Origin of the sequence: Pseudomonas sp. TUM22785, from assembly GCF_028198105.1 — a bacterium.
GTDB lineage: Bacteria > Pseudomonadota > Gammaproteobacteria > Pseudomonadales > Pseudomonadaceae > Metapseudomonas > Metapseudomonas solani.
The window spans coordinates 1,956,032-1,978,923 of the sequence record NZ_CP116239.1 but is presented as its reverse complement, the minus strand read 5'-3'; the positions used below and the strand labels follow the sequence as shown (position 1 = coordinate 1,978,923).

Below are 22,892 nucleotides of genomic sequence, written 5' to 3'. Positions count from 1 at the left end.
ATCACAACGCGGCAAGGCCACGCGCGAGGTCGGCCTTGAGGTCGGCGATGTCTTCCAGGCCCACGGCGACGCGGATCAGGTTGTCAGCGATGCCGGCGTTGGCACGCTCCTGCGGCGACAGGCGCCCGTGGGACGTGGTGGCCGGGTGGGCGATGGTGGTCTTGGTGTCGCCCAGGTTGGTGGTGATGGAGATCACCCGGGTGGCGTCGATGAAACGCCACGCCGCTTCCTTGCCGCCGGCCACTTCGAAGCTGACCACGGCGCCGAAGGCGCTCTGCTGACGCTTGGCCAGTTCGTGCTGCGGGTGGCTTTCCAGGCCGGCGTAGTAGACACGCTCGATGCCAGGCTGCTGCTCCAGCCAACGGGCCAGTTCCAGGGCGCTGGCGCAATGGGCCTGCATGCGCACACGCAGGGTTTCCAGGCCCTTGAGGAAGATCCAGGCGTTGAACGGGCTGAGGGTCGGCCCGGCGGTACGCAGGAAGCCGACCACGCCTTCCATCTGTGCTTTGCGACCGGCGACCACGCCGCCCATGCTGCGGCCCTGGCCATCGATGTACTTGGTGGCCGAGTGCATGACGATGTCGGCACCGAGCTTCAGCGGCTGCTGCAGCGCGGGGGTGCAGAAGCAGTTGTCCACCGCCAGCAGCGCACCACGGGCATGGGCGATCTCGGCCAGGGCGGTGATGTCCACCAGCTCGGCCAGGGGGTTGGACGGCGACTCGACGAAGAGCAGCTTGGTGTTGGGCTTGAAGGCCGCTTCCCAGCCCGCCAGGTCGGCCAGCGGCGGGTAGTCGACTTCGACACCGAAGCGCTTGAGGTACTTCTCGAACAGGCTGATGGTCGAACCGAACACGCTGCGCGACACCAGCACATGGTCGCCGGCGCTGCACAGGCTCATGACGATGGAGAGGATCGCCGACATGCCCGAGGCGGTGGCCACGGCCTGCTCGGCACCTTCCAGGGCGGCAATGCGCTCCTCGAAGGCCCGTACGGTGGGGTTGGTATAGCGCGAATAGACGTTGCCCGGCACCTCGCCGGCGAAACGCGCGGCGGCGTCGGCGGCGGTGCGGAACACGTAGCTGGAGGTGAGGAACATCGCCTCGCCGTGCTCGCCTTCCGGCGTGCGGTGCTGCCCGGCGCGTACCGCCAGGGTGTCGAAGGCCGCGCCTTCGAGGTCACTGTCCAGCCGGCCGGCTTCCCATTCCTGCGTCATATCCCCACCTCTTGGAAACGAAGCCCGGGACAGGGCCCGGGCTGGCAACGTTCAGCGTGCGGCACGAGGCCGCGAACTCAATTGTTGTACAGGTCGATGATCGCGCTGACCACGTTGACCTTGGCCTTGCTGGCGTCATTGCGCGCCTGCTCGATCTTGTTCAGGTAGTGCTCGTCGACATCGCCGGTGATGTACTTGCCGTCGAATACCGCGCAGTCGAACTGGTCGATCTTCACCTTGCCACCACCGACCGCCTCGATCAGGTCCGGCAGGTCCTGGTAGAGCAGCCAGTCGGCGCCGATCAGCTCGGCCACTTCCTCGGTGGTGCGGTTGTGGGCGATCAGCTCGTGGGCGCTGGGCATGTCGATGCCGTACACGTTCGGGTAGCGCACCGCCGGGGCGGCCGAGCAGAAGTAGACGTTCTTGGCGCCGGCCTCGCGGGCCATCTGGATGATCTGCTTGCAGGTGGTGCCGCGAACGATGGAGTCGTCCACCAGCATCACGTTCTTGCCGCGGAATTCCAGCTCGATGGCGTTGAGCTTCTGGCGTACCGATTTCTTGCGCGCGGCCTGGCCCGGCATGATGAAGGTACGGCCGATGTAGCGGTTCTTGACAAAGCCCTCGCGGAACTTCACGCCCAGGTGGTTGGCCAGTTCCAGGGCCGCGGTGCGACTGGTGTCCGGGATCGGGATGACCACGTCGATGTCGTGGTCCGGGCGCTCGCGCTGGATCTTCTCGGCGAGCTTCTCGCCCATGCGCAGGCGTGCCTTGTAGACCGAGACGCCGTCCATGATCGAGTCCGGGCGCGCCAGGTAAACGTGTTCGAAGATGCACGGGGCGAGCTTCGGCGCCTTGGCGCACTGGCGGGTGTAGAGCTTGCCGTCTTCGGTGATGTACACCGCTTCGCCCGGCGCCAGGTCGCGGATCAGGGTGAAGCCGAGCACGTCGAGGGAGACGCTTTCGGAGGCGATCATGTACTCCACGCCTTCGTCGGTGTGACGCTGGCCGAAGACGATCGGGCGGATGGCATTGGGGTCACGGAAGCCGACGATGCCGTAGCCGGTGATCATCGCCACCACGGCGTAGCCACCACGGCAGCGGTCATGCACGCCGGAGACCGCGGCGAACACGTCTTCCTCGGTGGGCTGCAGCTTGCCGCGATGGGCCAGCTCATGGGCGAACACGTTGAGCAGCACTTCCGAGTCGGAACTGGTGTTCACGTGGCGCAGGTCGGATTCGTAGATTTCCTTGGCCAGCTGCTCGACGTTGGTCAGGTTGCCGTTGTGCGCCAGGGTGATGCCGTAGGGCGAGTTGACGTAGAACGGCTGCGCCTCGGCGGAGGTGGAGCTGCCCGCAGTGGGGTAGCGCACGTGGCCGATGCCCATGTGGCCTACCAGGCGCTGCATGTGGCGTTGCTGGAAGACGTCACGGACCAGGCCGTTGTCCTTGCGCAGGAACAACCGGCCGTCATGGCTGGTGACGATGCCGGCAGCGTCCTGGCCGCGATGCTGGAGAACGGTGAGCGCGTCATACAGCGCCTGATTGACGTTCGACTTACCGACGATACCGACGATGCCACACATGCGGTGCAACCCCTGCTGCTAGTAGTTCAGGCTAATACCGGGCGACGGGCCGGGCAGTTGGTGCCCCGCTCGCCACCCTTTGTTTGGCGGCTCAGCTTGGTGCGCTGACGCTGCCGGCGAGCCACTGGCTGGTGAAACCCAGAATCAGGTTCTTCGACCAGTCGGCGACCATCAGAAAATGCGGTAGCAACGTTGACTGCTGCCACCATGGATCCTGTTGCACCGGCGCCAGGCTCAGCAGGCCGACCAGTACCACCACCAGCAAAGCCCCGCGCGCTGCGCCGAAGACCATGCCGAGGAAGCGGTCGGTGCCGTCCATGCCGGTGACCCTGATCAGCTCACCGATCAGGAAATTGACCAACGCCCCCACCAGCAGGGTGGCGATGAAGAGAATGGCGCAGGCCGCGATCACGCGCGCCGACGGCATTTCGATGAACTCGGTGAGGTGCTGTGACAAGGCCCCGCCAAACATCCAGGCGACTATGCCGGCGATGATCCAGGTGAGCAGTGAAAGCGCTTCCTTGACGAAGCCGCGTTTCAGACTGATCAGGCTGGAAATGGCGATGATGGCGATGATCGACCAATCGACCCAGGTGAATGCCACGTATGCAGCTCACGAACAGAAAAGGCGCTGCATTTTAGCAGAGCCCCGTCGCTCCGGTAACCCGCGGATCAGATTGCTCTGATAGAGAGAGCGAATCAGCCCTTTTCAGGCTGGAAACGCACGATGAAGCCATTGAGCTTCTGTTGGCGGCTCAGGGAATCCCGCAGCCGGTCGGCCTCCGCGCGCTCGATCACCGGGCCGACGAACACCCGGTTCATGCCTTCGGCACTGCGGATGTAGGCGTTGTAGCCCTGGCTGCGCAGGGTCTGCTGCAGCTTCTCGGCGCCGGCGCGGCTGGACAGGCTGGCGAGCTGGATGGACCAGCTGACCGGCAGGCCATTCGGGTCGAGGCGCTTTTCATCGGCCTTGGGCGGCGTGGCGGCCGGCGGCACGGCCTGGGCCTGTTGCTGGGCCGGCGGTTGTGCGGGAGCCTGGGGCTGGGCCGGCTGCGCGGGTGCTGCGGGCTGTTCGGTGGGGGCAATGGGCAGGGCGCTGGCCTGGCCGTTGGCATCCAGCGACGGGACCGGCTCTTCCGGCAGCACCTGGGGCTCGGGCACCTCGACGGTTTCCATCTCCACCGGCGGCATCTCCGGGGTCTGCGGCATGGCCGGCGCGTCGATGCGCACCTGGCGCAACTCGTCCTCGCGGGTGAACAGCATCGGCAGGAAGATCACCGCCAGCGCCAGCAGCACCAGGGCACCGACGATGCGTTGCTTGAGTCCCTTGTCCAGCACAGCCACTCCCCCTTAAACCTGATGCGCGAGCCAGGCCAGCGCCTCGGCCACGCAATAGAAAGATCCGAACGCCAGGATTTCATCGCCCTCCCCGGCTTTCTCGCACTGTGCCTCCAGCGCCGCGGCGATATCGCCATGGCTGCTGGCGGTAACGCCCAGCGCGAGCAACGCGGCCTGCAGTTCGGCCGCCGGCCGGCTGCGCGTGGACGGCAGCGTGGCCACGGCCCAGTCCGGCAGCACGTCCTTGAGCGGCGCGAGCACACCGGCCAGGTCCTTGTCGGCCAACAAGCCGAACACCGCCAGGCGCCGACCGGCGACCGGGCGGCTGCGCAAGCGCTCGGCCAGGTAGCTGGCCGCGTGGGGATTATGCCCAACATCCAGCAGCAGCGTGAGTGACTTGCCGCGCCAATTCAGCGCGCGGCGATCCAGGCGCCCGGTGACCCGGGTGGCTTGCAGCGCCTGGGTGATGACGGCTTCGTCCCAGGGCTGGTCGAGCAGCGCATAGGCTTGCAGGGCCAGCGCTGCATTTTCCAGGGGCAGGTCGAGCAGCGGCAAATCATGGAGCTGGCGACCCTGACCATTCCGGTCCAGGCCACGCCAGTGCCAGGCACCCTCCCCGACCGCCAGGTCGTAGTCACGACCACGCAGGATGAAGGGAGCGTTGAGGACAGCAGCCCGCTCGGCGAGCGGTGCAGGTGGGTCGAGATCGCCACAGAGCGCCGGCTTGCCGGCACGGAAGATGCCGGCTTTCTCGAACGCCACGCTTTCGCGGGTATCGCCGAGCCAGTCGGCGTGGTCGATGCCGATGCTGGTGACCAGCGCCAGGTCGGCGTCCACCAGGTTGACCGCATCCAGCCGGCCACCCAGGCCGACTTCTAGCACCACGGCGTCGAGGCCGCTGCGCTCGAACAGCCAGAAGGCCGCAAGGGTGCCCATTTCGAAATAGGTCAGGGAGGTTTCGCCACGGGCCGCTTCCACGGCCACGAATGCCTCGCAGAGCGCTTCGTCGCTGGCATCGACGCCATCGATCTGCACGCGCTCGTTATAGGCCAGTAGGTGCGGCGAGCTGTACACGCCGACCTTGAGGCCCTGCGCCCTCAGCAGTGAAGCGAGGAAGGCGCAGGTCGAACCCTTGCCGTTGGTCCCGGTGACCGTGACCACCCGCGGCGCCGGCCTGTGCAGGCCAAGTCGCTGGGCGACCTGGTGACTGCGTTCCAGCCCCATGTCGATGGCTGTGGGGTGGAGTTGCTCGAGGTAGGCGAGCCAGTCGGCGAGGGTTCGTTGGGTCATGCAGTGGCCGGTGAGGGTAGATGCATGAACTGCGCGAGCAGCCGCGACAGGCGGGCACGCAGTTCATCGCGGGGAATGATCATGTCGATGGCGCCGTGCTCCAGCAGGAACTCGCTGCGCTGGAAGCCTTCAGGCAGCTTCTCGCGAACGGTCTGTTCGATCACGCGAGGGCCGGCAAAGCCGATCAGCGCCTTGGGTTCGGCGACGATTACATCACCGAGCATGGCCAGGCTGGCGGACACGCCACCGTAGACCGGGTCGGTGAGCACGGAGATGAAGGGCAGGCCCTCTTCGCGCAAGCGCGCCAGCACGGCGGAGGTCTTGGCCATCTGCATCAGCGAGATCAGCGCTTCCTGCATGCGCGCACCGCCCGAGGCGGAGAAGCACACCAGCGGGCAACGCTTCTCCAGCGCCACGTTGGCAGCGCGTACGAAACGCTCGCCGACCACAGCGCCCATGGAGCCGCCCATGAAGGAGAACTCGAAGGCGCAGGCGACGATGGGCATGCCTTCCAGGCTACCGCTCATGGCGATCAGCGCATCCTTCTCGCCGGTGTCCTTCTGGGCCGCGGTGATGCGGTCCTTGTACTTCTTGCTGTCACGGAACTTCAGACGATCCACCGGCTCCAGCTCGGCACCCAGTTCCTCGCGGCCGTCGGCGTCGAGGAAGATGTCCAGGCGAGCACGCGCGTCGATACGCATGTGGTGGTTGCACTTGGGACAGACGTCGAGGGTCTTCTCCAGTTCGGGCTTGTACAGCACGGCCTCGCAGGACGGGCACTTGTGCCAGAGGCCTTCAGGAACCGAGCTCTTCTTCACCTCGGAACGCATGATCGAAGGGATCAGCTTGTCTACCAGCCAGTTGCTCATGCTCTCGTTCTCCATAGCTTCAGGCCCGAACACGCGCTAGCGGCCCGGAGCCCTGCGCATGTTCTTGAGCGAATTCACGATTGCGGACGGGGTTGGCGGCATCGGCGGGATGGCGACAGTACGCCCGGCCCCGCACGGTGACGCCGGGAAGGCCCCGGCCATCTGGGCGACGGGCACCGCCAGGGTGCCGTCGCGAAAAGCAAAATCGGCCCGATCCGACACCGTGCGCATACGCGCGTGCCCGGGCAACTGGGTTATGGACGGCAGCGCAGGCGGCGCCGTCACATCTGTGGACGACGGGTTCAGCATGCCGCCCTTGCCGCATCGATGAAGGCTCGCACCTTGTCGTGATCCTTGATGCCTTTGCTCGCCTCCACCCCGCCGCTGACATCGACCGCGTAGGGCCTGACCTGCACCACCGCGCTGGCGACGTTTTCCGGGGTGAGGCCGCCGGCGAGGATCACCGGCTTGCCCAGGCCGACCGGCACCAGGTTCCAGTCGAAGGCTTCGCCGGTACCACCGGGGATGCCGGGCACGTAGGTATCCAACAGCACGCCCGAGGCGCCGGGGTACTCGCTTACGCGGGCCGCCACGTCGTCGCCGGGCTTGACCCGCAAGGCCTTGATATAGGGACGACCATGGCCTTCGCAGGCTGCCGGGGTCTCGTCGCCGTGGAACTGCAGCAGGTCGAGGGGCACCGCTTCGAGAATCGCCGCCAGTTCAGCGGCGGGCATATCGACAAACAGGCCCACGCTGGTCACGAAGGGAGGCAGCGCCGCGACTATCGCCCGGGCCTGCTCGACATTCACCGCTCGCGGGCTGGCGGCATAGAACACCATGCCGATGGCGTCGGCACCGGCCGCTGCCGCGGCGAGAGCGTCCTCGACGCGGGTGATGCCACAGATTTTGATGCGAACGGCTGGCAAGTTGCAGGCACCGGTGGGTAAAAGATGCTGGATGGTAGCAAAGGCTCGGCGGAGCGTCAGCCCGGGTTTTCCGGTAACCAGGATAGAAAATGCGGCCCGATGTAACGGTGCGGCAGCTGGAACTCCTCGGGGTACTCCACCTGCACCAGGTACAGCCCGTAGGGATGGGCGGTGACACCGCCGGCACGCCGCACGCGACTTTCCAGCACTTCACGGGCCCATTCCGGTGGGCGCTCGCCGGCACCAATGGTCATCAGCACGCCGGCGAAGTTGCGCACCATATGGTGAAGGAAGGCGTTGGCGCGGATATCCAGCACGATGAAGCGCCCGTGCTCGCTGAGGTGCAGGTGGTGCACCGTCTTGATCGGCGACTTGGCCTGGCACTGGCGGGCACGGAAGGCGCTGAAGTCATGGGTGCCGACCAGATGGGCGGCGGCCTCGCGCATGCGCTGGATATCCAGCGGGCGATGGTTCCAGGTGACTTCCTCGGCCATGTGCGCCGGGCGGATCTGGTCGTTGTAGATGACATAGCGATAACGCCGCGCCATGGCGCTGAAGCGCGCATCGAAATGCCGGGGCATTTCCTGGGCCCAGGCCACGCTGATGTCGTTCGGCAGGTTCATGTTGGCGCCCATGGTCCAGGCATGCATGGAGCGCTGCACCGGCGTGTCGAAATGCACCACCTGGCCACTGGCATGCACCAGGGCGTCGGTACGCCCGGCACAGCTGAGGGTGACGGGAGCACCGCCGGCCACCTTGGACAAGGCCGTTTCCAGGGTTTCCTGGACGGAGGGCACCCCGGCGCGTTGACGCTGGAAGCCACGGTAGCGGGAGCCCTTGTACTCGATGCCGAGGGCGATTCTGTAAATGCCAACGGCAGCCGAGTCGGCTGCCGTTGTGGGTACTGCTTGGGTCATTGATCAGCTGATACGGGCGATGAGCTCGCGCGCTTCCTGTTGCTGGTTTTCACTGCCCTCGGACATCACTTCGTCGAGGATGTCGCGGGCGCCTTCGGTGTCACCCATGTCGATGTAGGCACGGGCCAGATCGAGCTTGGTGGCGGTTTCGTCAGTGCCGGAGAGGAAGTCGAAATCATCGTCGCCATCCAGGTCCACTGCCGGAGCGGCGGTGCTGGCAGGTGCGCTATCGGCCGGCGGCTGGTCGAGGCTTTCGGCGAGCTGGTCGAGCTCGGCGGTCACTTCATCGAGCTTGGCGGCGAAGCTGTCGGAGAGCGGCGCCTCTTCGGCGGCGGGCTCGTCTTCCGGCATCGACAGGTCGAAATCGGACGGCAGTTCGAAGGCCGACGCGGGCTCTTCCTTGGCGACCGGATCGGCAGCAGGCTGGGAGCCGCCCAGGTTCAGGTCGTCGTCGAGGCTGAGAAGGAAATCATCTTCCTCGGCGATGGACGGCTTGCTGTCGCCTTCCAGCTCCAGGCTGAAGTCGGCCAGGTCGTCGCCCAGATCCAGCGATTGCTCGCCCAGCGGCTTGTCGTCCAGCTCCAGGTCGAAGCCGAGTTCGTCGTCGCTGCGGGCAGCCGGGGCGCTCGGAGCGTCGAGGTTGAGGTCGGCATCCAGGTCGATCTCGTCCAGGCCGGCCAGGGCATCGTTGCCGGAGGCAGCTTGCAGGTCGCGGTCGAGGTCGGCTTCCAGCTCATCCAGGCTCAGGTCGAAGGCATCGTCCATGTCGTCCTGGGCGGCAGGCGCCTGGGCAGCCGGAGCAGCAGGCTCGTCCAGGGTCAGGTCGTCGAGGCTGAAGCTGTCGAGGTCGTCGCTGGCGGAACCGGCGGCGAAGCCGAGGCCGGCAGCGGCGGCCAGCGCCATGGCCGGGTACTTGGCCTTGAGCTGGTCGACTTCGGCATAGGCACCACCGATTTCACGCAGCTCGCTTTCCTGGCGGGCGAAGCCGTCGCGGTCACCCAGTTCGGCGTAGACCTCCATCAGCTTCAGGCGCAGGTCGGCACGATGCGGCTCGTCGTTGATCGCGTTCTGCAGCAGCTCGGCAGCCTGGTTGAAGCGGCCGTAGGCGATGTAGATGTCGGCTTCGCTGATGGCATCGCCGGTCTGGGCGGTGACACGCTCCTCGGCCTGGGCCGGAGCAGCGGCGACCGCAGCAGGCTCGTTCTCGAGGCCGGCGAAGGCGTTGTCCTGGATGTCCAGGTCGTTGTCGAAGCCGGTGTCGTCATCCTGGGCGGCCAGGCTGTTCTGCAGCTCGGCTTCCTTCATGGCGTTGCGACGGGAGAGGATCATCAGTGCGACCAGCAGAAGCAGCAGCGCGCCGCCACCGGCGATGCCCAGCAGCATCGGGTTGCCCATCAGGTCGTCGACGAAGCCAGGCTGTTCGGCTTCAGGTTCCGGCTGCACGGGCGCCACGGCCGCCGGAGCGGGCTCGACCGGCTTGGCGGCTTCTGCCGGAGCAGCAGGTTTTTCAACGGCATCAGCCGGCTCACTGGCCGGCTGCTGGTTCTGGGACTGGGCGGCTGCATCAGGTGCAGCCGGCTCCTCGTTGTAGTTGTAGTCCGGTGCCTGCCCGGCCGGGGGAGTGGCCTGAGTCGCATCGGGTGCCGGAGTAGCCGGCACCGCTGCAGGTTGTTCGGCAGCCGGAGTGGCCGGGGTGGCGGAAGCGGCTGGCGCTGTCGGCGTGACCGGTGCTGCCGGAGCGGCGGCCTCGGGTTTCTTCGCCAGGTCGCCCTGCAGCTTGGCCAGCTGATCATCCTTCAGCTGGATCAGGCGTTGCAGTTTATCCAGCTGGCTCTGCAGGTCGGTCATCCGGCCCTTGAGCTCGTCGTTCTCGCGACGGGTGGTGTCCAGGCTTTCCTGGGTCACCGCCAGTTTCTCGGCCAGCGCCTTGTTGTTGCCATTGCCAGCACCCTTCTCGCTGCCGGCAGTGGACTTGCCACTCTCGGCGGATACCAGGCGCAGGTTATCCTTGCTTTCGGTCTTGGCCGGAGCGGCACCGGCGCTGGCGCGCTTGGTGGCGTCGAGCTGGCGCTGGCCGGCGGTACCGGCTACGGCGCTGCCATCACGCCAGGCGGCGTTCTGCGCTGCGACCTGGGCAATAGCCTCGGATTGGGAACGGCTGGCGATCTGCGCATCGGTCGGCATGCGCAGCACCTGGCCGCTCTTCATGCGGTTGATGTTGCCGCCGACGAAGGCATCCGGGTTCAGGTCCTGGATGGCCAGCATGGCCTGGTGCACGGAACCGCTGGAGCGGTTGCGCTGGGCAATTTCCCACAGGGTGTCGCTGCCGGTGGTCTTGTATTCTTCGGCGCCCGCCTTGGCGGTGGAAGCGGCCGAGGCGACAGGCGTGGACGGACGCGGTGCCTGGGCAGCCGGGCTGGCACTCGGACGCGGTGCAGCAGCCGGGCGCGGAGCCTGGGCCGGAGCGGCGATGGGCATGCTCGGCACGACGGCAGCGGTGGTTTCAGCGGAGTAGGTCGGCGGGTCCAGCAGCAGGGTGTATTCGCGCAGCAGGCGACCGTTGGGCCACAGCACTTCCACCATGAAGTTCAGGTAGGGCTCGCGCACCGGCTTGTTGGAGGTTACGCGGATCACGCTCTTGCCATTGGGCTTGAGCACCGGCGTGAACTTGAGGTCGGTCAGGAAGTACTGGCGATCGACGCCGGCCTTGCTGAACTCTTCGGCCGAAGCCAGGCTCGGAACGACTTCGTTGGAGGCCAGATCACGGACCTCGAGCAGCTCGATTTCAGCGACCAGCGGCTGGTTCAAGGCGGACTTCAGGGTCACTTCCCCGAGCCCCAAAGCGTGAGCCATGCCGGAGGTCAGCGCCGAAGCAGCCGCAATTGCCAGCACCAGTTTGCGAACCCGAATCATAGCGTAATCCCTTGTTTTATCTTTTTTTCTCGGCCGAACGAGAGAGTATTTTGATCGCTGCCACAACACGCCATAGCGGTTCCCCGTCAGCGATGAAAACTAAACCAGTATTGTCAAGCTAGAAAAGTTCTTCAAATTTTCAGGTAAGTATCTTTTACAGATAGTGTTTTATCAATAACTCGCCGGACTGTACGGCGTTGAGTGCAGCGCCTTTTCGCACATTATCAGACGCAATCCACAAATTGACTTGGCGCGGGTCTTCCAGCCCTTTTCGCACGCGGCCGACGTAGATCACATCCTGCCCCACAGCGTCACCTACCGCCGTCGGATAGTCGCCCTGCTCCACCAGTTCGATGCCCTCCGCCGCCTCCAGTTTTTCCAGCACGACGGCCAGGTCGACGTCCTCGCGCACCTGCAGCGAGACGCTCAGGCTGTCGCCGAAGAACACCGGTGCCAACACGCAGGTGGCGGCCACATCCAGGGCCGGGGCAGCCAGCAGTGCTTTCAATTCGCGTGCCAGTCTCTTCTCCAGCTGGGCGTGGCCCGCCTCATCCACCGCATCGGGTTGGGCGAGGATGTTGAAGGCAACCTGGCGATCAAAGAAGCGCGGCTCCAGCGGACGGGCGTTGAGCAGCTCGGCGGTTTGCCGGGCCAATTCGGTGACCCCCTCGCGGCCACGGCTGGAAACGGCCAGGCAGGCGGTGACCGTGACCCGCTCGATGCCCAGGGACGCCAGCGGCGCCAGGGCGCAGGCCAGGGCGACGGCAGAAGCGCTCGGGCTGCACAACTTATAAGGAGGGGCCAGTTCGCCGAGCAGGCCGGCATTGGCTTCCGGCACCAGCGGCTGGGCGTCGTCCAGAACACCGGAAAGATCGATCACCGCGCAGCCCGCCTGGCTGGCGCGCACGACGAAGCTGCGGCTCACCGCCTCGCCGGCGGCGAAGAAGGCCAGGCGCACCTGGGAGAAATCGAATTCGGCGACATCACGCACGCGCAGGTTCTTGCCGCGGAACTGCACGGAGGCGCCGGCAGACTCGATGCTGGCCAGCACGTGCAGGGTTCCGACGGGGAACTCACGCTCGGCAAGGAGTTCGACGAGGGTTTCGCCAACGGTACCGGTGGCGCCGACAACGGCGATATCGAAGGACTGGCTCATGGACATTGCCTCTGGCGAAACGGGAGCGGCACTTTAACCGTCGCCCCGCACGCAGGCAATCGAGGGAAACCGGGCGCCGACGAGCCTCGTCGGCGCCCGTTGTCGATCAACGCTCCAGGAGGATGCGCAGCATGCGGCGCAGCGGCTCGGCCGCGCCCCACAGCAGTTGGTCGCCCACGGTGAAGGCGCCGAGGTATTGCGTGCCCATGTTGAGCTTGCGCAGACGCCCTACAGGCACGCTAAGGGTGCCGGTGACGGCGGTCGGGGTCAGCTCGCGCATGCTGATCTCGCGCTGGTTCGGCACCAGTTTCACCCAGGGATTGTGCTGGCTGATCATGCCTTCGATATCGGCGATGGGCACATCCTTGTTCAGCTTGATGGTCAGCGCCTGGCTGTGGCAGCGCATGGCGCCGATGCGCACGCAGATGCCGTCCACCGGGATCGGGCTCTTGAAGCGACCGAGGATCTTGTTGGTTTCGGCCTGGCCCTTCCACTCTTCACGGCTCTGGCCGTTGGGCAGCTCCTTGTCGATCCAGGGGATCAGGCTGCCCGCCAGGGGCACGCCGAAGTTCTCGGTGGGGTACGCCTCGCCGCGCATGGCTTCGGCCACCTTGCGATCGATGTCGAGGATGGCGCTGGCCGGGTTGGCCAGGTCATCGGCGACCGCCGCGTGGGTCGCGCCCATCTGCTTGATCAGCTCGCGCATGTTCTGGGCACCGGCGCCGGAGGCTGCCTGGTAGGTCATGGCGCTCATCCACTCCACCAGGCCGGCTTCGAACAGCCCGCCCAGGGCCATCAGCATCAGACTGACGGTGCAGTTGCCGCCGATGTAGTTCTTGGTGCCGGCGTCCAGTTGCTGGTCGATGACACGACGGTTGACCGGGTCGAGGACGATGACCGCGTCATCCTGCATGCGCAGGCTGGAAGCGGCATCGATCCAGTAGCCCTGCCAACCGGCTTCGCGCAGCTTGGGGAAGACTTCGCTGGTGTAGTCGCCACCCTGGCAGGTCAGGATCACGTCGAGGCTTTTCAGCTCATCGATGTTGTAGGCGTCCTTCAGCGGGGCAACGTCCTTGCCGATCGCCGGGCCTTGCCCGCCAACATTGGAGGTGGTGAAGAAAACCGGCTCGATCAGGTCGAAGTCCCGCTCTTCAAGCATTCGCTGCATGAGCACGGAACCCACCATGCCACGCCAACCGATCAGACCTACACGCTTCATGACAACTACACCTTTCAGGAAAAAGTGGACCGCCGGTATTCCGGCGAGCCCGACAGATTACAGATTACGCAGGGCCTCGACCACTGCATCGCCCATGGCTTGGGTACCGACCTTGGTGGTGCCGGCGGAGAAGATGTCGCCGGTGCGCAAGCCCTGGTCGAGGACGAGGCTCACGGCCTTCTCGATGGCATCCGCGGCGGCGCTCTGGTTGAAGCTGTAGCGCAGCATCATCGAGACCGAGAGGATGGTCGCCAGGGGGTTGGCGATGCCTTGGCCGGCGATGTCCGGCGCGGAGCCGTGGCACGGCTCGTACATGCCCTTGTTGTGCGCATCCAGGGAGGCGGAAGGCAGCATGCCGATGGAGCCGGTGAGCATGGAAGCCTCATCCGACAGGATGTCGCCGAACATGTTGTCGGTGACCATCACGTCGAACTGCTTGGGTGCGCGCACCAGCTGCATAGCGGCGTTGTCGACGTACATGTGCGACAGCTCGACGTCCGGGTAGTCCTTGGCCACTTCCTCGGCCACTTCACGCCACAGCTGGCTGGAGGCGAGCACGTTGGCCTTGTCCACCGAGCAGAGCTTCTTGCCGCGCACGCGGGCCATGTCGAAGCCGACGCGGACGATGCGGCGGATTTCGCTTTCGGCATAGGGCAGGGTGTCATAGGCCTGGCGCTCGCCGTTTTCCAGCACGCGCTGTTCGCGGGGCTGGCCGAAGTAGATGCCGCCGGTCAGCTCACGGACGATGAGGATATCCAGGCCCGCGACCACTTCCGGCTTGAGGCTGGAGGCATCGGCCAGTTGCGGATAAAGGATGGCCGGGCGCAGGTTGGCGAACAGGCCCAGCTGCGAGCGGATCTTCAGCAGGCCGCGTTCCGGGCGGATGTCACGCTCGATCTTGTCCCACTTCGGGCCGCCCACGGCGCCCAGCAGCACGGCGTCGGCCTGGCGCGCACGCTCCAGGGTCTCGTCGGCCAGGGGCACGCCGTGCTTGTCGATGGCAGCGCCGCCGATCACGTCGTGGGTCAGCTCGAAGCCGAGCTGGAACTTGTCATTGGCCAGCTCCAGCACCTTGACCGCCTCGGCCATGATTTCCGGGCCGATACCGTCGCCAGGGAGAACCAGAATCTGTTTGCTCATGAGTCTTTCCTTCGGAAAAAAAAGCTTCAAGCCCCAAGTCGCAGGCCCCAAGTACTTGTCGCTTGGAGCTTGCAGCCTGACGCTCAGTTATTTAGTGGCCCACAGCACCAGCACGTCGGTACTGAAGGAGCCGTCTTCGGTGATTTCGAAATACTCGCGCACTTCCTCGCCCACCGCCTTCTGCAGGGCAAGGATGGCGTCGCGGAATACATCCGGCGTGCGCATGCGGGTGATCCAGGAGGCGAACTCCAGGCGCAGCCGCTGACGCGCATGGCGATCGACGAACAGACCGGCCTCGCTCACCTGGCGCAGCCACTCGGCGACGGAATAGTCGCGCACATGGCTGGTGTCGCGCAGCACTTCCACGGCCTGCAGGTGGGTGTCGAGCAGCGGGCTGCCCGGCGACGCCACGTCGATGAAGGCAGCGGTGCCGCCCGGCTTCAGCACTCGACGCACCTCGCGCAGGGCCAGGCCCAGGTCGCTCCAGTGGTGCGCGGAATAGCGGCTGAAGACGAAATCGAAGCTGGCATCGGCGAAGGGCAGGCGCTCGGCCGCCCCGCGCTCGGCGCGCAGGTTGCCCAGCCCACGCTCGGCAGCGGCCGCTGCGACCACCTCCAGCATCTGCTCGGAGAGGTCGTAAGCCACCACTTCGCCGACCAGCGGCGCGACATGGAAGCTGACATGCCCGGCGCCACAGCCGAGGGCGAGCACCCGGGCGTCGCCCCGGCCATCGACCGCCGCCTGCAGCAGCGCGAATTCGGTGCCCTGGGCGTGCACGGCACTGCTCAGGTAGGCACTGGCCTGTTCGCCGAACTGGCGCTGCACCACCTGGGCATGGGCCTTGTCGCTCATCTCGCTCCCCTGCCTCAGGCGTCGCGGAACAGCCAGGGCTGCGCCTGGCGATGACCGCCCTCGAAGGCGCGGATGGCGTCCGCGTCCTGCAGGGTCAGGCCGATGTCGTCGAGGCCGTTGAGCAGGCAGTGCTTGCGGAACGCGTCCACTTCGAAGCTGTACTGCCTGCCGTCCGGGCGGGTCACGGTCTGTGCGGCGAGGTCGACGGTGAGCTGGTAGCCCTCCTCCGCTTCGCACTGCTTGAACAGCTCGTCCACCTCTTCATCCTTGAGGATGATCGGCAGCAGGCCGTTCTTGAAGCTGTTGTTGAAGAAGATGTCGGCGTAGCTCGGCGCGATGATGGCGCGGAAGCCGTACTCCTCCAGGGCCCAGGGTGCGTGCTCGCGGGAGGAGCCACAACCGAAGTTCTCACGGGCCAGCAGCACGCTGGCGCCCTGGAAGCGCGGGAAGTTGAGGACGAAGTCCGGGTTCACCGGGCGCTTGGAGTTGTCCTGGTTGGGCTGGCCGACATCGAGGTAACGCCACTCGTCGAACAGGTTGGGGCCGAAGCCGGTGCGCTTGATCGACTTGAGGAATTGCTTGGGGATGATCTGGTCGGTGTCGACGTTGGCACGATCGAGCGGAGCGACGAGACCGGTGTGTTGGGTAAAGGCTTTCATCTCGCTCTCCTTACTTGAGCATCTCGCGAACATCGACGAAGCGGCCATTGACGGCGGCTGCGGCGGCCATGGCCGGGCTGACCAGGTGGGTACGACCACCGGCGCCCTGGCGGCCTTCGAAGTTGCGGTTGGAGGTGGAGGCGCAATGCTCGCCGCTTTCGAGGCGGTCCGGGTTCATCGCCAGGCACATGGAGCAGCCCGGCTCACGCCATTCGAAGCCGGCCTCGATGAAGATCTTGTCCAGCCCTTCCTGTTCGGCCTGCTGCTTCACCAGGCCGGAGCCCGGTACCACCATCGCCTGCTTGACGGTGGTGGCGACCTTGCGGCCCTTGGCCACTTCGGCAGCGGCGCGCAGGTCTTCGATGCGCGAGTTGGTGCAGGAACCGATGAACACGCGGTCCAGCTGGATATCGGTGATCGCCTGGTTGGCGGCCAGGCCCATGTACTTCAGGGCACGGGTGATGGAATCACGCTTGACCGGGTCGGCCTCGACGGCCGGGTCCGGCACGCGCTGGTCGACTGGCAGCACCATCTCCGGCGAGGTGCCCCAGCTGACCTGAGGAATGATGTCTTCGGCGCGCATCTCGATCACGGTGTCGAAGTGCGCATCAGCGTCGGAAACCAGGTCCCTCCAGGCGGCCACGGCCTTTTCCCAGTCGGCGCCCTTGGGCGCGAAGGGGCGGCCTTCGACATAGGCGATGGTCTTCTCGTCCACCGCCACCATGCCCACGCGGGCACCGGCTTCGATGGACATGTTGCAGATGGTCATGCGGCCTTCCATGGACAGGTCGCGGATGGCGCTGCCGGCGAACTCCAGGGCGTGGCCGTTGCCACCGGCGGTGCCGATCTTGCCGATCACCGCGAGCACGATGTCCTTGGCGGTCACACCGAAGGGCAGCGTGCCCTCCACGCGCACCTGCATGTTCTTCATCTTCTTGGCGATCAGGCACTGGGTGGCCAGCACGTGCTCCACCTCGGAGGTGCCGATGCCGTGGGCCAGCGCACCGAAGGCGCCGTGGGTGGAGGTGTGCGAGTCACCGCAGACCACGGTCATGCCCGGCAAGGTGGCACCCTGCTCCGGGCCGACCACGTGGACGATGCCCTGCCGTACGTCGTTCATCTTGAACTCGAGGATGCCGAAGTCGTCGCAATTCTCGTCGAGGGTCTGCACCTGGATGCGCGACACCTCGTCGGCGATGGCTTCGAGGCCGCCCTGGCGCTCGGCGCGGGTGGTCGGCACGTTGTGGTCCGGGGTCGCGATGTTGGCGTCGATGCGCCAAGGCTTGCGGCTGGCCAGACGCAGGCCTTCGAATGCCTGGGGCGAGGTCACTTCGTGGAGGATGTGACGGTCGATGTAGATCAGCGACGAACCATCGTCGCGGCGCTTCACCTCGTGCAATTCCCAGAGCTTGTCGTACAGCGTCTTGCCGGCCATCGGTGGGTCCTCATCAGCGTGTTTCTATGCCGGGGCTCTCATGGATAAAAAGGCCCCTTGGCTTGTGGGGATGATCCTAGGGATTTGACATGAATAACTCAAATTCATATTTTTCATCCAATGGATTCCCCTCAGGAATAACCTCAGCCACGCCCTCTGCCTGGAGCTCAAGCGCCAATGGACCTCGCCAGCCTCAATGCCTTCATCGCCATCGCCGAAACCGGCAGCTTCTCCGAGGCCGGCGAACGCCTGCACCTGACCCAGCCGGCGGTGAGCAAGCGCATCGCTTCCCTGGAGCAGCAGTTGAACGTGCGCCTGTTCGACCGCCTCGGCCGCGAAGTGGGCCTGACAGAAGCCGGCCGCGCCCTGCTGCCGCGTGCCTACCAGATCCTCAATGTGCTGGACGACACCCGTCGCGCCCTGAGCAACCTCTCCGGTGACATCAGCGGCCGCCTGACCCTGGCCACCAGCCACCACATCGGCCTGCATCGCCTGCCGCCGCTGCTGCGGGCCTTCACCCGTGCCTACCCGCAGGTGGCGCTGGATATCCAGTTCCTCGATTCCGAAGTCGCCTATGAAGAGATCCTCCATGGCCGCGCCGAGCTGGCGGTGATCACCCTGGCCCCGGAAACCGCCCTGCCCGTGCAGGCGGTGCCGGTTTGGGACGACGCCCTGGACTTCGTCGCCGCCCCCGAACATCCGCTGGCCCGCGACAAGACCATCTTCCTCGCCGACGTGGCCAAGCACCCGGCGGTGTTCCCCGGCGGCAACACCTTCACCCACCACATCGTGCGGCGCCTGTTCGAGGCCGAAGGTCTGACGCCGAACATCGGCATGAGCACCAACTACATGGAGACCATCAAGATGATGGTCTCCATCGGCCTGGCCTGGAGCGTGCTGCCGCGCACCATGCTCGACGAGCAGGTGGTGCGCCTGCCGCTGCAGGACATCCAGCTGAGCCGCAAGCTCGGCTACATCCTGCACACCGACCGCACCCTGTCGAACGCAGCCAAGGCCTTCATGGCCCTGCTCGACGCCCAGCGCGACAATCTTGCGTAGTCCCCGAACCAGGGGCTAACGTGAGCCGCATAACGATAAGAAAAGGCCCGTGCATGCCCCAGCCACCCCGCCCACTCTCCGCCCGCACCGCGCCACACTGCAGCCTCCGGACCGGAAAGGGCCGCCATGACCAAGCCATCTGATCGCCCGCCACTGCCCTTCATCCCCGCCCTCGACCCCGGCGAGTTCGAACAGAGCTGGCAGGACACGCAACGCCTGCTCGCCGCGCTCAATGGCGCGCGCCTGGGCGCCTGGGACTGGGACATCGCCAGCGGCCGGGTCAACTGGTCCCGCGGCGCCCAGGCGCTGTTCGGCCTGGACCCCAAGCGCCCGCTGCGCACCCAGGTCGACTACATCGAACTGATTCCCGAGGAAGACCGCGCCGGCGTGCTCGAACTCTTCGCCCGGGTGCTGTCCGGCGCCCACCCGGACCGCGCCTTCCGCCACCGCATCCGCTGGCCCGACGGCAGCCTGCACTGGCTGGAGATCAGCGGCAGCCCGCAGGAAGACCCCGACGGGCGCAAGCGCATCATCGGGGTGATCCGCGACGTCACCGAGCAGCAGGAGCGGGCCGAGGCGCTGGAGAACTCCCAGCGACGCTTCTCCAGCCTGTTCCACTTGAGCCCCGACGTGATCCTGCTGGTGCGCATGGACGGCGGCATCATCACCGAGGCCAACCAGCACTTCGAAAGCGTGTTCGGCTGGCCGGCCGCCGAGGTGGTCGGCCGCAGCACCCAGGAACTGGGCATCTGGGTCCACCCGCAGCAGCGTGAACTGCTCTACCGCAACAGCCCCGGCTCGGAAGACCCCATCGTCCAGGAGGTGCAGCTGCGCACCCGCGACGAGCGGGTGCTCGACGGGGTGCTGTCCAGCCAGTTCGTCGACCTGGACGGCGAATCCTTCCTCATCAGCACCTTCCTCGACACCACCGAGCGCAAGCGCGCCGAAGCCGCCCTGCGCACCAGCGAGGAGAAGTTCTCCAAGGCCTTCCGCAGCACCCCCGATGCCGTGGTCATCACCGACCGCGAGACCGGTTGCTTCATCGAGGCCAACCCCGGCTTCCAGCGCCAGTTCGGCTGGGATGCCAGCGAAACCATCGGCCGCAGCTCGCTGGAACTGGGTATCTGGGTCAATCCCGAGCAGCGCCGCGAGATGCTCGACGCCTTCGGCAACAGCGGCATCCTCGCCGGCCTGGAAGTGCAACTGCGCGGCCGCGACGGTACCGTCAGCACCAACCTGCTGTATGGCGACCAGATCCAGCTCAATGGCCGTACCTGCCTGGTACTGACGGTGCGCGACATCACCGAGATGCGCGCCCAGGAGCGCGCCTTGAAGGACAGCCAGGAGCGCCTGGCCCTGGCTCTGGAATCCGCCGACCTGGGCACCTGGGACTGGCACATCCCCAGCAGCAGCCTCTATGGCTCTGCCCGGGCCTCGGCGCTGCACGGGCTGGCCACCGAGCCGTACGAAGGCGACTTCAAGAACTTCTTCAGTTTCGTGCCCCTGGAAGACCAGATGGCCATGCGCCAGGCCTACCAGGACCTGCTCACCGGGGTAACCAAGGACTACCAGTTCACCTACCGCTCACGCTTCGCCAATGGCGAGATCCATTTCCTGGAAAGCACCGCCAAGCTCTACCGTGACGAAGCGGGCGAGCCGCTGCGCATGGCCGGCATCCTCATCGACATCACCGAACGGGTGCGCCGCGAGCAGCGCCTGGCGGCGTCGGAGGAGAAGTTCGTCACCCTGTTCCAGGCCAGCCCCGACCCCATCTGCGTGACCCGCGTGCGCGACGGCGCCTTCATCGAGATCAACCCCAGCTTCACCGAGGTGTTCGGCTGGCGCCCCGATGAGATCGTCGGCCGCCGTGCACCGGAGATCGCCTTCTGGGCCGACCTGGAGCAGCGCGACCAGCTTTCGCGCACGCTGATGCGCGACAAGGGCCTGGACAACGTCGAGGCCCAGTACCTGACCCAGGACGGACGGATGCTGACCTGCGTAGTGTCCAGCCGCTTCATCCGCGTCGACCGCCAGCTGTGCATCACCACCACCTTCCGCGACATCACCGAGCGTCAGCAGTCCGAAGCAGCGCTCAAGGCCAGCCAGGAGAAGTTCGCCAAGGCGTTCCACTCCAGCCCCGACGCCATCACCATCACCGAGCGCGACACGGGCCGCTACATCGAGGTCAATGAAGGCTTCTGCCGCCTCACCGGCTACAGCGCCGAGGAAGTGATCGGGCGCACCGCCGACGACCTGCACATCTGGGCCCGGCCCGGTGAGCGCGAGCACCTGATCGAGGTCATGCGCCGGGATGGGCGCGCCCACCACCTGGAGATGTCCGGCCAGCACCGCGACGGCACGCGCAAGGTGGTGGAGGTCTCGGTGGAGCAGATCGACCTCGACGGCAAGGCCTGCCTGCTGCTGACGGCCCGCGACATCAGTGCGCTGAAGGACGCCCAGGCGCAGATCCAGCACCTGGCCTACCACGACTCGCTGACCAACCTGCCCAACCGCGCCCTGCTGATGGACCGCCTGACCCAGCAGATCGCCCTGCTACGCCGTCATAAGCTGCGCGGTGCCCTGCTGTTCCTCGACCTCGACCACTTCAAGCACATCAACGACTCCCTCGGCCATCCGGTGGGCGACTCGGTGCTGAAAATGGTCACCGCACGCCTGGAAGCCAGCGTGCGCCTGGAAGATACGGTCGCGCGCCTGGGCGGCGACGAATTCGTGGTGCTGCTCACCGGCCTGGAGGGCAAGCGCTCCGAGGTAACGCGCCAGGTGCGGCAGATCGCCGACAAGCTGCGCAAGCTGCTGGCCGAGCCCATGCTGCTGGACGGCCATCACCTGCAGGTCACGCCGAGCATGGGCGTGGCGCTGATTCCCGATCACGGCGAGACGCCCGCCGACCTGCTCAAGCGCGCCGATATCGCCCTGTACCGGGCCAAGGATTCGGGGCGCAACGCCATCCAGATGTTCCGCGCCACCATGCAGGAGGCGGCCAGCGAGCGCCTGCGCCTGGAGAACGACCTGCGCCTGGCCCTGGTTCGCGGCGAGTTCGAGCTGTACTTCCAGCCCCAGGTGGACGCCCGCAGCAACCGGGTGATAGGCGCCGAAGCGCTGCTGCGCTGGATGCACCCGACCCTGGGGCCGCAGTCGCCGGCGCAATTCATCCAGGTGCTGGAGGAAAGCGGGATGATCCTCGAGGTGGGCAGCTGGGTGCTGGCCGAGGCCTGCCGGGCTTGCGAACAGTTGCTCGCCGACCGGCTGGCCAACCCCGACGACTTCAGCCTGTGCGTGAACATCAGCCCCCGGCAGTTCCGCCAGAACGACTTCGTCGAACGCATCGAGAAGAGCCTGGCCGATACCCGCTTGCCACAGGGCATTCTCAAGCTGGAGATCACCGAAGGCATCGTCATCCAGAACCTCGACGACACCATCGGCAAGATGCGCCGCCTGAAGAAGCTCGGCGTCAGTTTCGCCATGGACGACTTCGGCACCGGCTACTCCTCTCTGACCTACCTCAAGCGCCTGCCGGTGGATGTGCTGAAGATCGACCAGTCATTCGTCCGCGATGCCACCAACGACCCCAACGATGCCGAGATCATCCGCGCCATCGTCGCCATGGCCCGCAGCCTGGGCCTGGGCATGGTGGCCGAAGGGGTGGAGCAGAAGGAGCAGCTGGACTTCCTCGAACAGCAGGGTTGCCACCTGTACCAGGGCTACCTGTTCAGCCGGCCGGTGCCGCTGGAGGAATTCCGCGCACTGCTGGCCAGGAACAACGAGCAGGCTTTACCCCCGGCCCCATGAAAAAGGGCGCCCGCAGGCGCCCTCTTCTACCGCAGCAACCGCTGCCGGATCAGTTCTCCAGCACCGCGCGGGCACCATTGATGGGGATGCGCTTGGCCTTGGCGTCTTCCGGCACGATGCGTACCAGGTCGATGTTCAGCAGGCCGTTCTGCAGCCCGGCGCTGCGCACTTCGATGTGGTCGGCCAGGCGGAACGACAGCTTGAAGCCGCGCTGGGCGATGCCCTGGTGCAGGTAGGTCACGCTCTCGACACCCTTGTCGCGCTTGCCACCACTGATGGTGAGCACGCCACGCTCGACCTGCAGCTCCAGGTCTTCTTCCTGGAAGCCGGCTGCAGCGACCACGATGCGGTACTGGTCATCACCGTGCTTCTCGACGTTGTAGGGCGGATAGCTGCTGCCGCTGTCGTTGCGTTGGGCGGACTCGAACAGGTCGTTGAACCGGTCGAAGCCCACGGAATGACGGAACAGCGGAGCGAGGGAAAATGCAGTGGTCATGAAAATCTCTCCTGAAT

The 22,892-nt window shown here is 65.9% G+C and carries 18 protein-coding genes; 2 read left to right on the top strand and 16 right to left on the bottom strand.

Features of this window, described 5'->3' with window-relative positions; all coding sequences use genetic code 11:
* Position 1: 1 nt before the first annotated feature.
* From PI990_RS09295 to leuC, 15 genes are all read right to left on the bottom strand, one after another.
* On the bottom strand, positions 2-1,213 hold the full coding sequence (locus PI990_RS09295) for an O-succinylhomoserine sulfhydrylase (RefSeq protein WP_271660446.1): 1,212 nt from the start codon (positions 1,211-1,213) through the stop codon (positions 2-4).
* A 77-nt stretch (positions 1,214-1,290) separates the two neighbouring features.
* A complete protein-coding gene (gene purF, locus PI990_RS09290; RefSeq protein WP_021218568.1) occupies positions 1,291-2,796 on the bottom strand; it encodes an amidophosphoribosyltransferase in 1,506 nt (501 codons plus the stop codon).
* Positions 2,797-2,887: 91 nt separating this feature from the next.
* Positions 2,888-3,400 carry a CvpA family protein gene (locus PI990_RS09285; protein ID WP_021218569.1) on the bottom strand — a complete coding sequence of 171 codons (513 nt, stop codon included), beginning with the start codon at positions 3,398-3,400 and terminating at the stop codon, positions 2,888-2,890.
* Between the two features lie 95 nt (positions 3,401-3,495).
* On the bottom strand, positions 3,496-4,140 hold the full coding sequence (locus PI990_RS09280; RefSeq protein WP_271660445.1) for an SPOR domain-containing protein: 645 nt from the start codon (positions 4,138-4,140) through the stop codon (positions 3,496-3,498).
* A gap of 6 nt (positions 4,141-4,146) precedes the next feature.
* Positions 4,147-5,424, bottom strand: a complete 1,278-nt coding sequence (folC, locus tag PI990_RS09275; RefSeq protein WP_271660444.1) for a bifunctional tetrahydrofolate synthase/dihydrofolate synthase — start codon at positions 5,422-5,424, stop codon at positions 4,147-4,149.
* The gene (gene accD / locus PI990_RS09270; protein ID WP_021218572.1) at positions 5,421-6,293 is read right to left on the bottom strand and encodes an acetyl-CoA carboxylase, carboxyltransferase subunit beta; all 873 of its coding nucleotides are present in this window, start codon (positions 6,291-6,293) and stop codon (positions 5,421-5,423) included. The genes folC and accD overlap by 4 nt, the downstream gene beginning before the upstream one ends.
* 302 nt (positions 6,294-6,595) lie before the next feature.
* Positions 6,596-7,219, bottom strand: coding sequence for a phosphoribosylanthranilate isomerase (locus PI990_RS09265; RefSeq protein ID WP_043243356.1), 624 nt, complete (start codon positions 7,217-7,219; stop codon positions 6,596-6,598).
* A 56-nt stretch (positions 7,220-7,275) separates the two neighbouring features.
* Complete coding sequence (truA, locus tag PI990_RS09260) at positions 7,276-8,136, bottom strand: tRNA pseudouridine(38-40) synthase TruA (RefSeq protein ID WP_271660443.1); 861 nt, start codon at positions 8,134-8,136, stop codon at positions 7,276-7,278.
* A 3-nt stretch (positions 8,137-8,139) separates the two neighbouring features.
* A complete protein-coding gene (locus tag PI990_RS09255) occupies positions 8,140-11,049 on the bottom strand; it encodes a FimV/HubP family polar landmark protein (protein WP_271660442.1) in 2,910 nt (969 codons plus the stop codon).
* 154 nt (positions 11,050-11,203) lie between these two features.
* A complete protein-coding gene (locus PI990_RS09250) occupies positions 11,204-12,205 on the bottom strand; it encodes an aspartate-semialdehyde dehydrogenase (RefSeq protein WP_271660441.1) in 1,002 nt (333 codons plus the stop codon).
* Between the two features lie 106 nt (positions 12,206-12,311).
* On the bottom strand, positions 12,312-13,424 hold the full coding sequence (gene asd / locus PI990_RS09245; RefSeq protein ID WP_021218578.1) for an aspartate-semialdehyde dehydrogenase: 1,113 nt from the start codon (positions 13,422-13,424) through the stop codon (positions 12,312-12,314).
* A 57-nt stretch (positions 13,425-13,481) separates the two neighbouring features.
* Positions 13,482-14,564 (bottom strand): 3-isopropylmalate dehydrogenase, encoded by a 1,083-nt coding sequence (gene leuB, locus PI990_RS09240; RefSeq protein ID WP_021218579.1) that lies wholly within the window; start codon positions 14,562-14,564, stop codon positions 13,482-13,484.
* An 87-nt stretch (positions 14,565-14,651) separates the two neighbouring features.
* A complete protein-coding gene (locus PI990_RS09235) occupies positions 14,652-15,416 on the bottom strand; it encodes a class I SAM-dependent methyltransferase (protein ID WP_271660440.1) in 765 nt (254 codons plus the stop codon).
* Positions 15,417-15,430: 14 nt separating this feature from the next.
* Entirely contained in the window at positions 15,431-16,075 is a 645-nt protein-coding gene (gene leuD, locus PI990_RS09230) for a 3-isopropylmalate dehydratase small subunit (RefSeq protein ID WP_271660439.1), read from the bottom strand.
* 10 nt (positions 16,076-16,085) lie between these two features.
* Positions 16,086-17,510, bottom strand: coding sequence for a 3-isopropylmalate dehydratase large subunit (leuC, locus tag PI990_RS09225; RefSeq protein ID WP_271660438.1), 1,425 nt, complete (start codon positions 17,508-17,510; stop codon positions 16,086-16,088).
* 177 nt (positions 17,511-17,687) lie between these two features.
* Between leuC and PI990_RS09220 the strand changes: the two genes are divergently transcribed.
* Together PI990_RS09220 and PI990_RS09215 are read left to right on the top strand one after the other, a co-directional pair.
* Entirely contained in the window at positions 17,688-18,569 is an 882-nt protein-coding gene (locus PI990_RS09220) for a LysR family transcriptional regulator (RefSeq protein WP_021218583.1), read from the top strand.
* A gap of 126 nt (positions 18,570-18,695) precedes the next feature.
* Positions 18,696-22,379 (top strand): sensor domain-containing protein, encoded by a 3,684-nt coding sequence (locus tag PI990_RS09215; RefSeq protein WP_271660437.1) that lies wholly within the window; start codon positions 18,696-18,698, stop codon positions 22,377-22,379.
* 49 nt (positions 22,380-22,428) lie between these two features.
* Here PI990_RS09215 and PI990_RS09210 read toward each other — a convergent pair whose 3' ends face one another.
* Positions 22,429-22,875, bottom strand: a complete 447-nt coding sequence (locus tag PI990_RS09210; protein WP_271660436.1) for an Hsp20 family protein — start codon at positions 22,873-22,875, stop codon at positions 22,429-22,431.
* Positions 22,876-22,892: the final 17 nt, after the last annotated feature.

Coding starts and splice junctions, on each gene's coding strand:
- PI990_RS09295 (WP_271660446.1), bottom strand. CDS start 1,213: ATGACGCAGGAATGGGAAGCCGGCCGGCTGGACAGTGACCTCGAAGGC.
- purF (WP_021218568.1), bottom strand. CDS start 2,796: ATGTGTGGCATCGTCGGTATCGTCGGTAAGTCGAACGTCAATCAGGCG.
- folC (WP_271660444.1), bottom strand. CDS start 5,424: ATGACCCAACGAACCCTCGCCGACTGGCTCGCCTACCTCGAGCAACTC.
- accD (WP_021218572.1), bottom strand. CDS start 6,293: ATGAGCAACTGGCTGGTAGACAAGCTGATCCCTTCGATCATGCGTTCC.
- truA (WP_271660443.1), bottom strand. CDS start 8,136: ATGACCCAAGCAGTACCCACAACGGCAGCCGACTCGGCTGCCGTTGGC.
- PI990_RS09255 (WP_271660442.1), bottom strand. CDS start 11,049: ATGATTCGGGTTCGCAAACTGGTGCTGGCAATTGCGGCTGCTTCGGCG.
- PI990_RS09250 (WP_271660441.1), bottom strand. CDS start 12,205: ATGAGCCAGTCCTTCGATATCGCCGTTGTCGGCGCCACCGGTACCGTT.
- asd (WP_021218578.1), bottom strand. CDS start 13,424: ATGAAGCGTGTAGGTCTGATCGGTTGGCGTGGCATGGTGGGTTCCGTG.
- leuB (WP_021218579.1), bottom strand. CDS start 14,564: ATGAGCAAACAGATTCTGGTTCTCCCTGGCGACGGTATCGGCCCGGAA.
- PI990_RS09235 (WP_271660440.1), bottom strand. CDS start 15,416: ATGAGCGACAAGGCCCATGCCCAGGTGGTGCAGCGCCAGTTCGGCGAA.
- leuD (WP_271660439.1), bottom strand. CDS start 16,075: ATGAAAGCCTTTACCCAACACACCGGTCTCGTCGCTCCGCTCGATCGT.
- leuC (WP_271660438.1), bottom strand. CDS start 17,510: ATGGCCGGCAAGACGCTGTACGACAAGCTCTGGGAATTGCACGAGGTG.
- PI990_RS09220 (WP_021218583.1), top strand. CDS start 17,688: ATGGACCTCGCCAGCCTCAATGCCTTCATCGCCATCGCCGAAACCGGC.
- PI990_RS09215 (WP_271660437.1), top strand. CDS start 18,696: ATGACCAAGCCATCTGATCGCCCGCCACTGCCCTTCATCCCCGCCCTC.
- PI990_RS09210 (WP_271660436.1), bottom strand. CDS start 22,875: ATGACCACTGCATTTTCCCTCGCTCCGCTGTTCCGTCATTCCGTGGGC.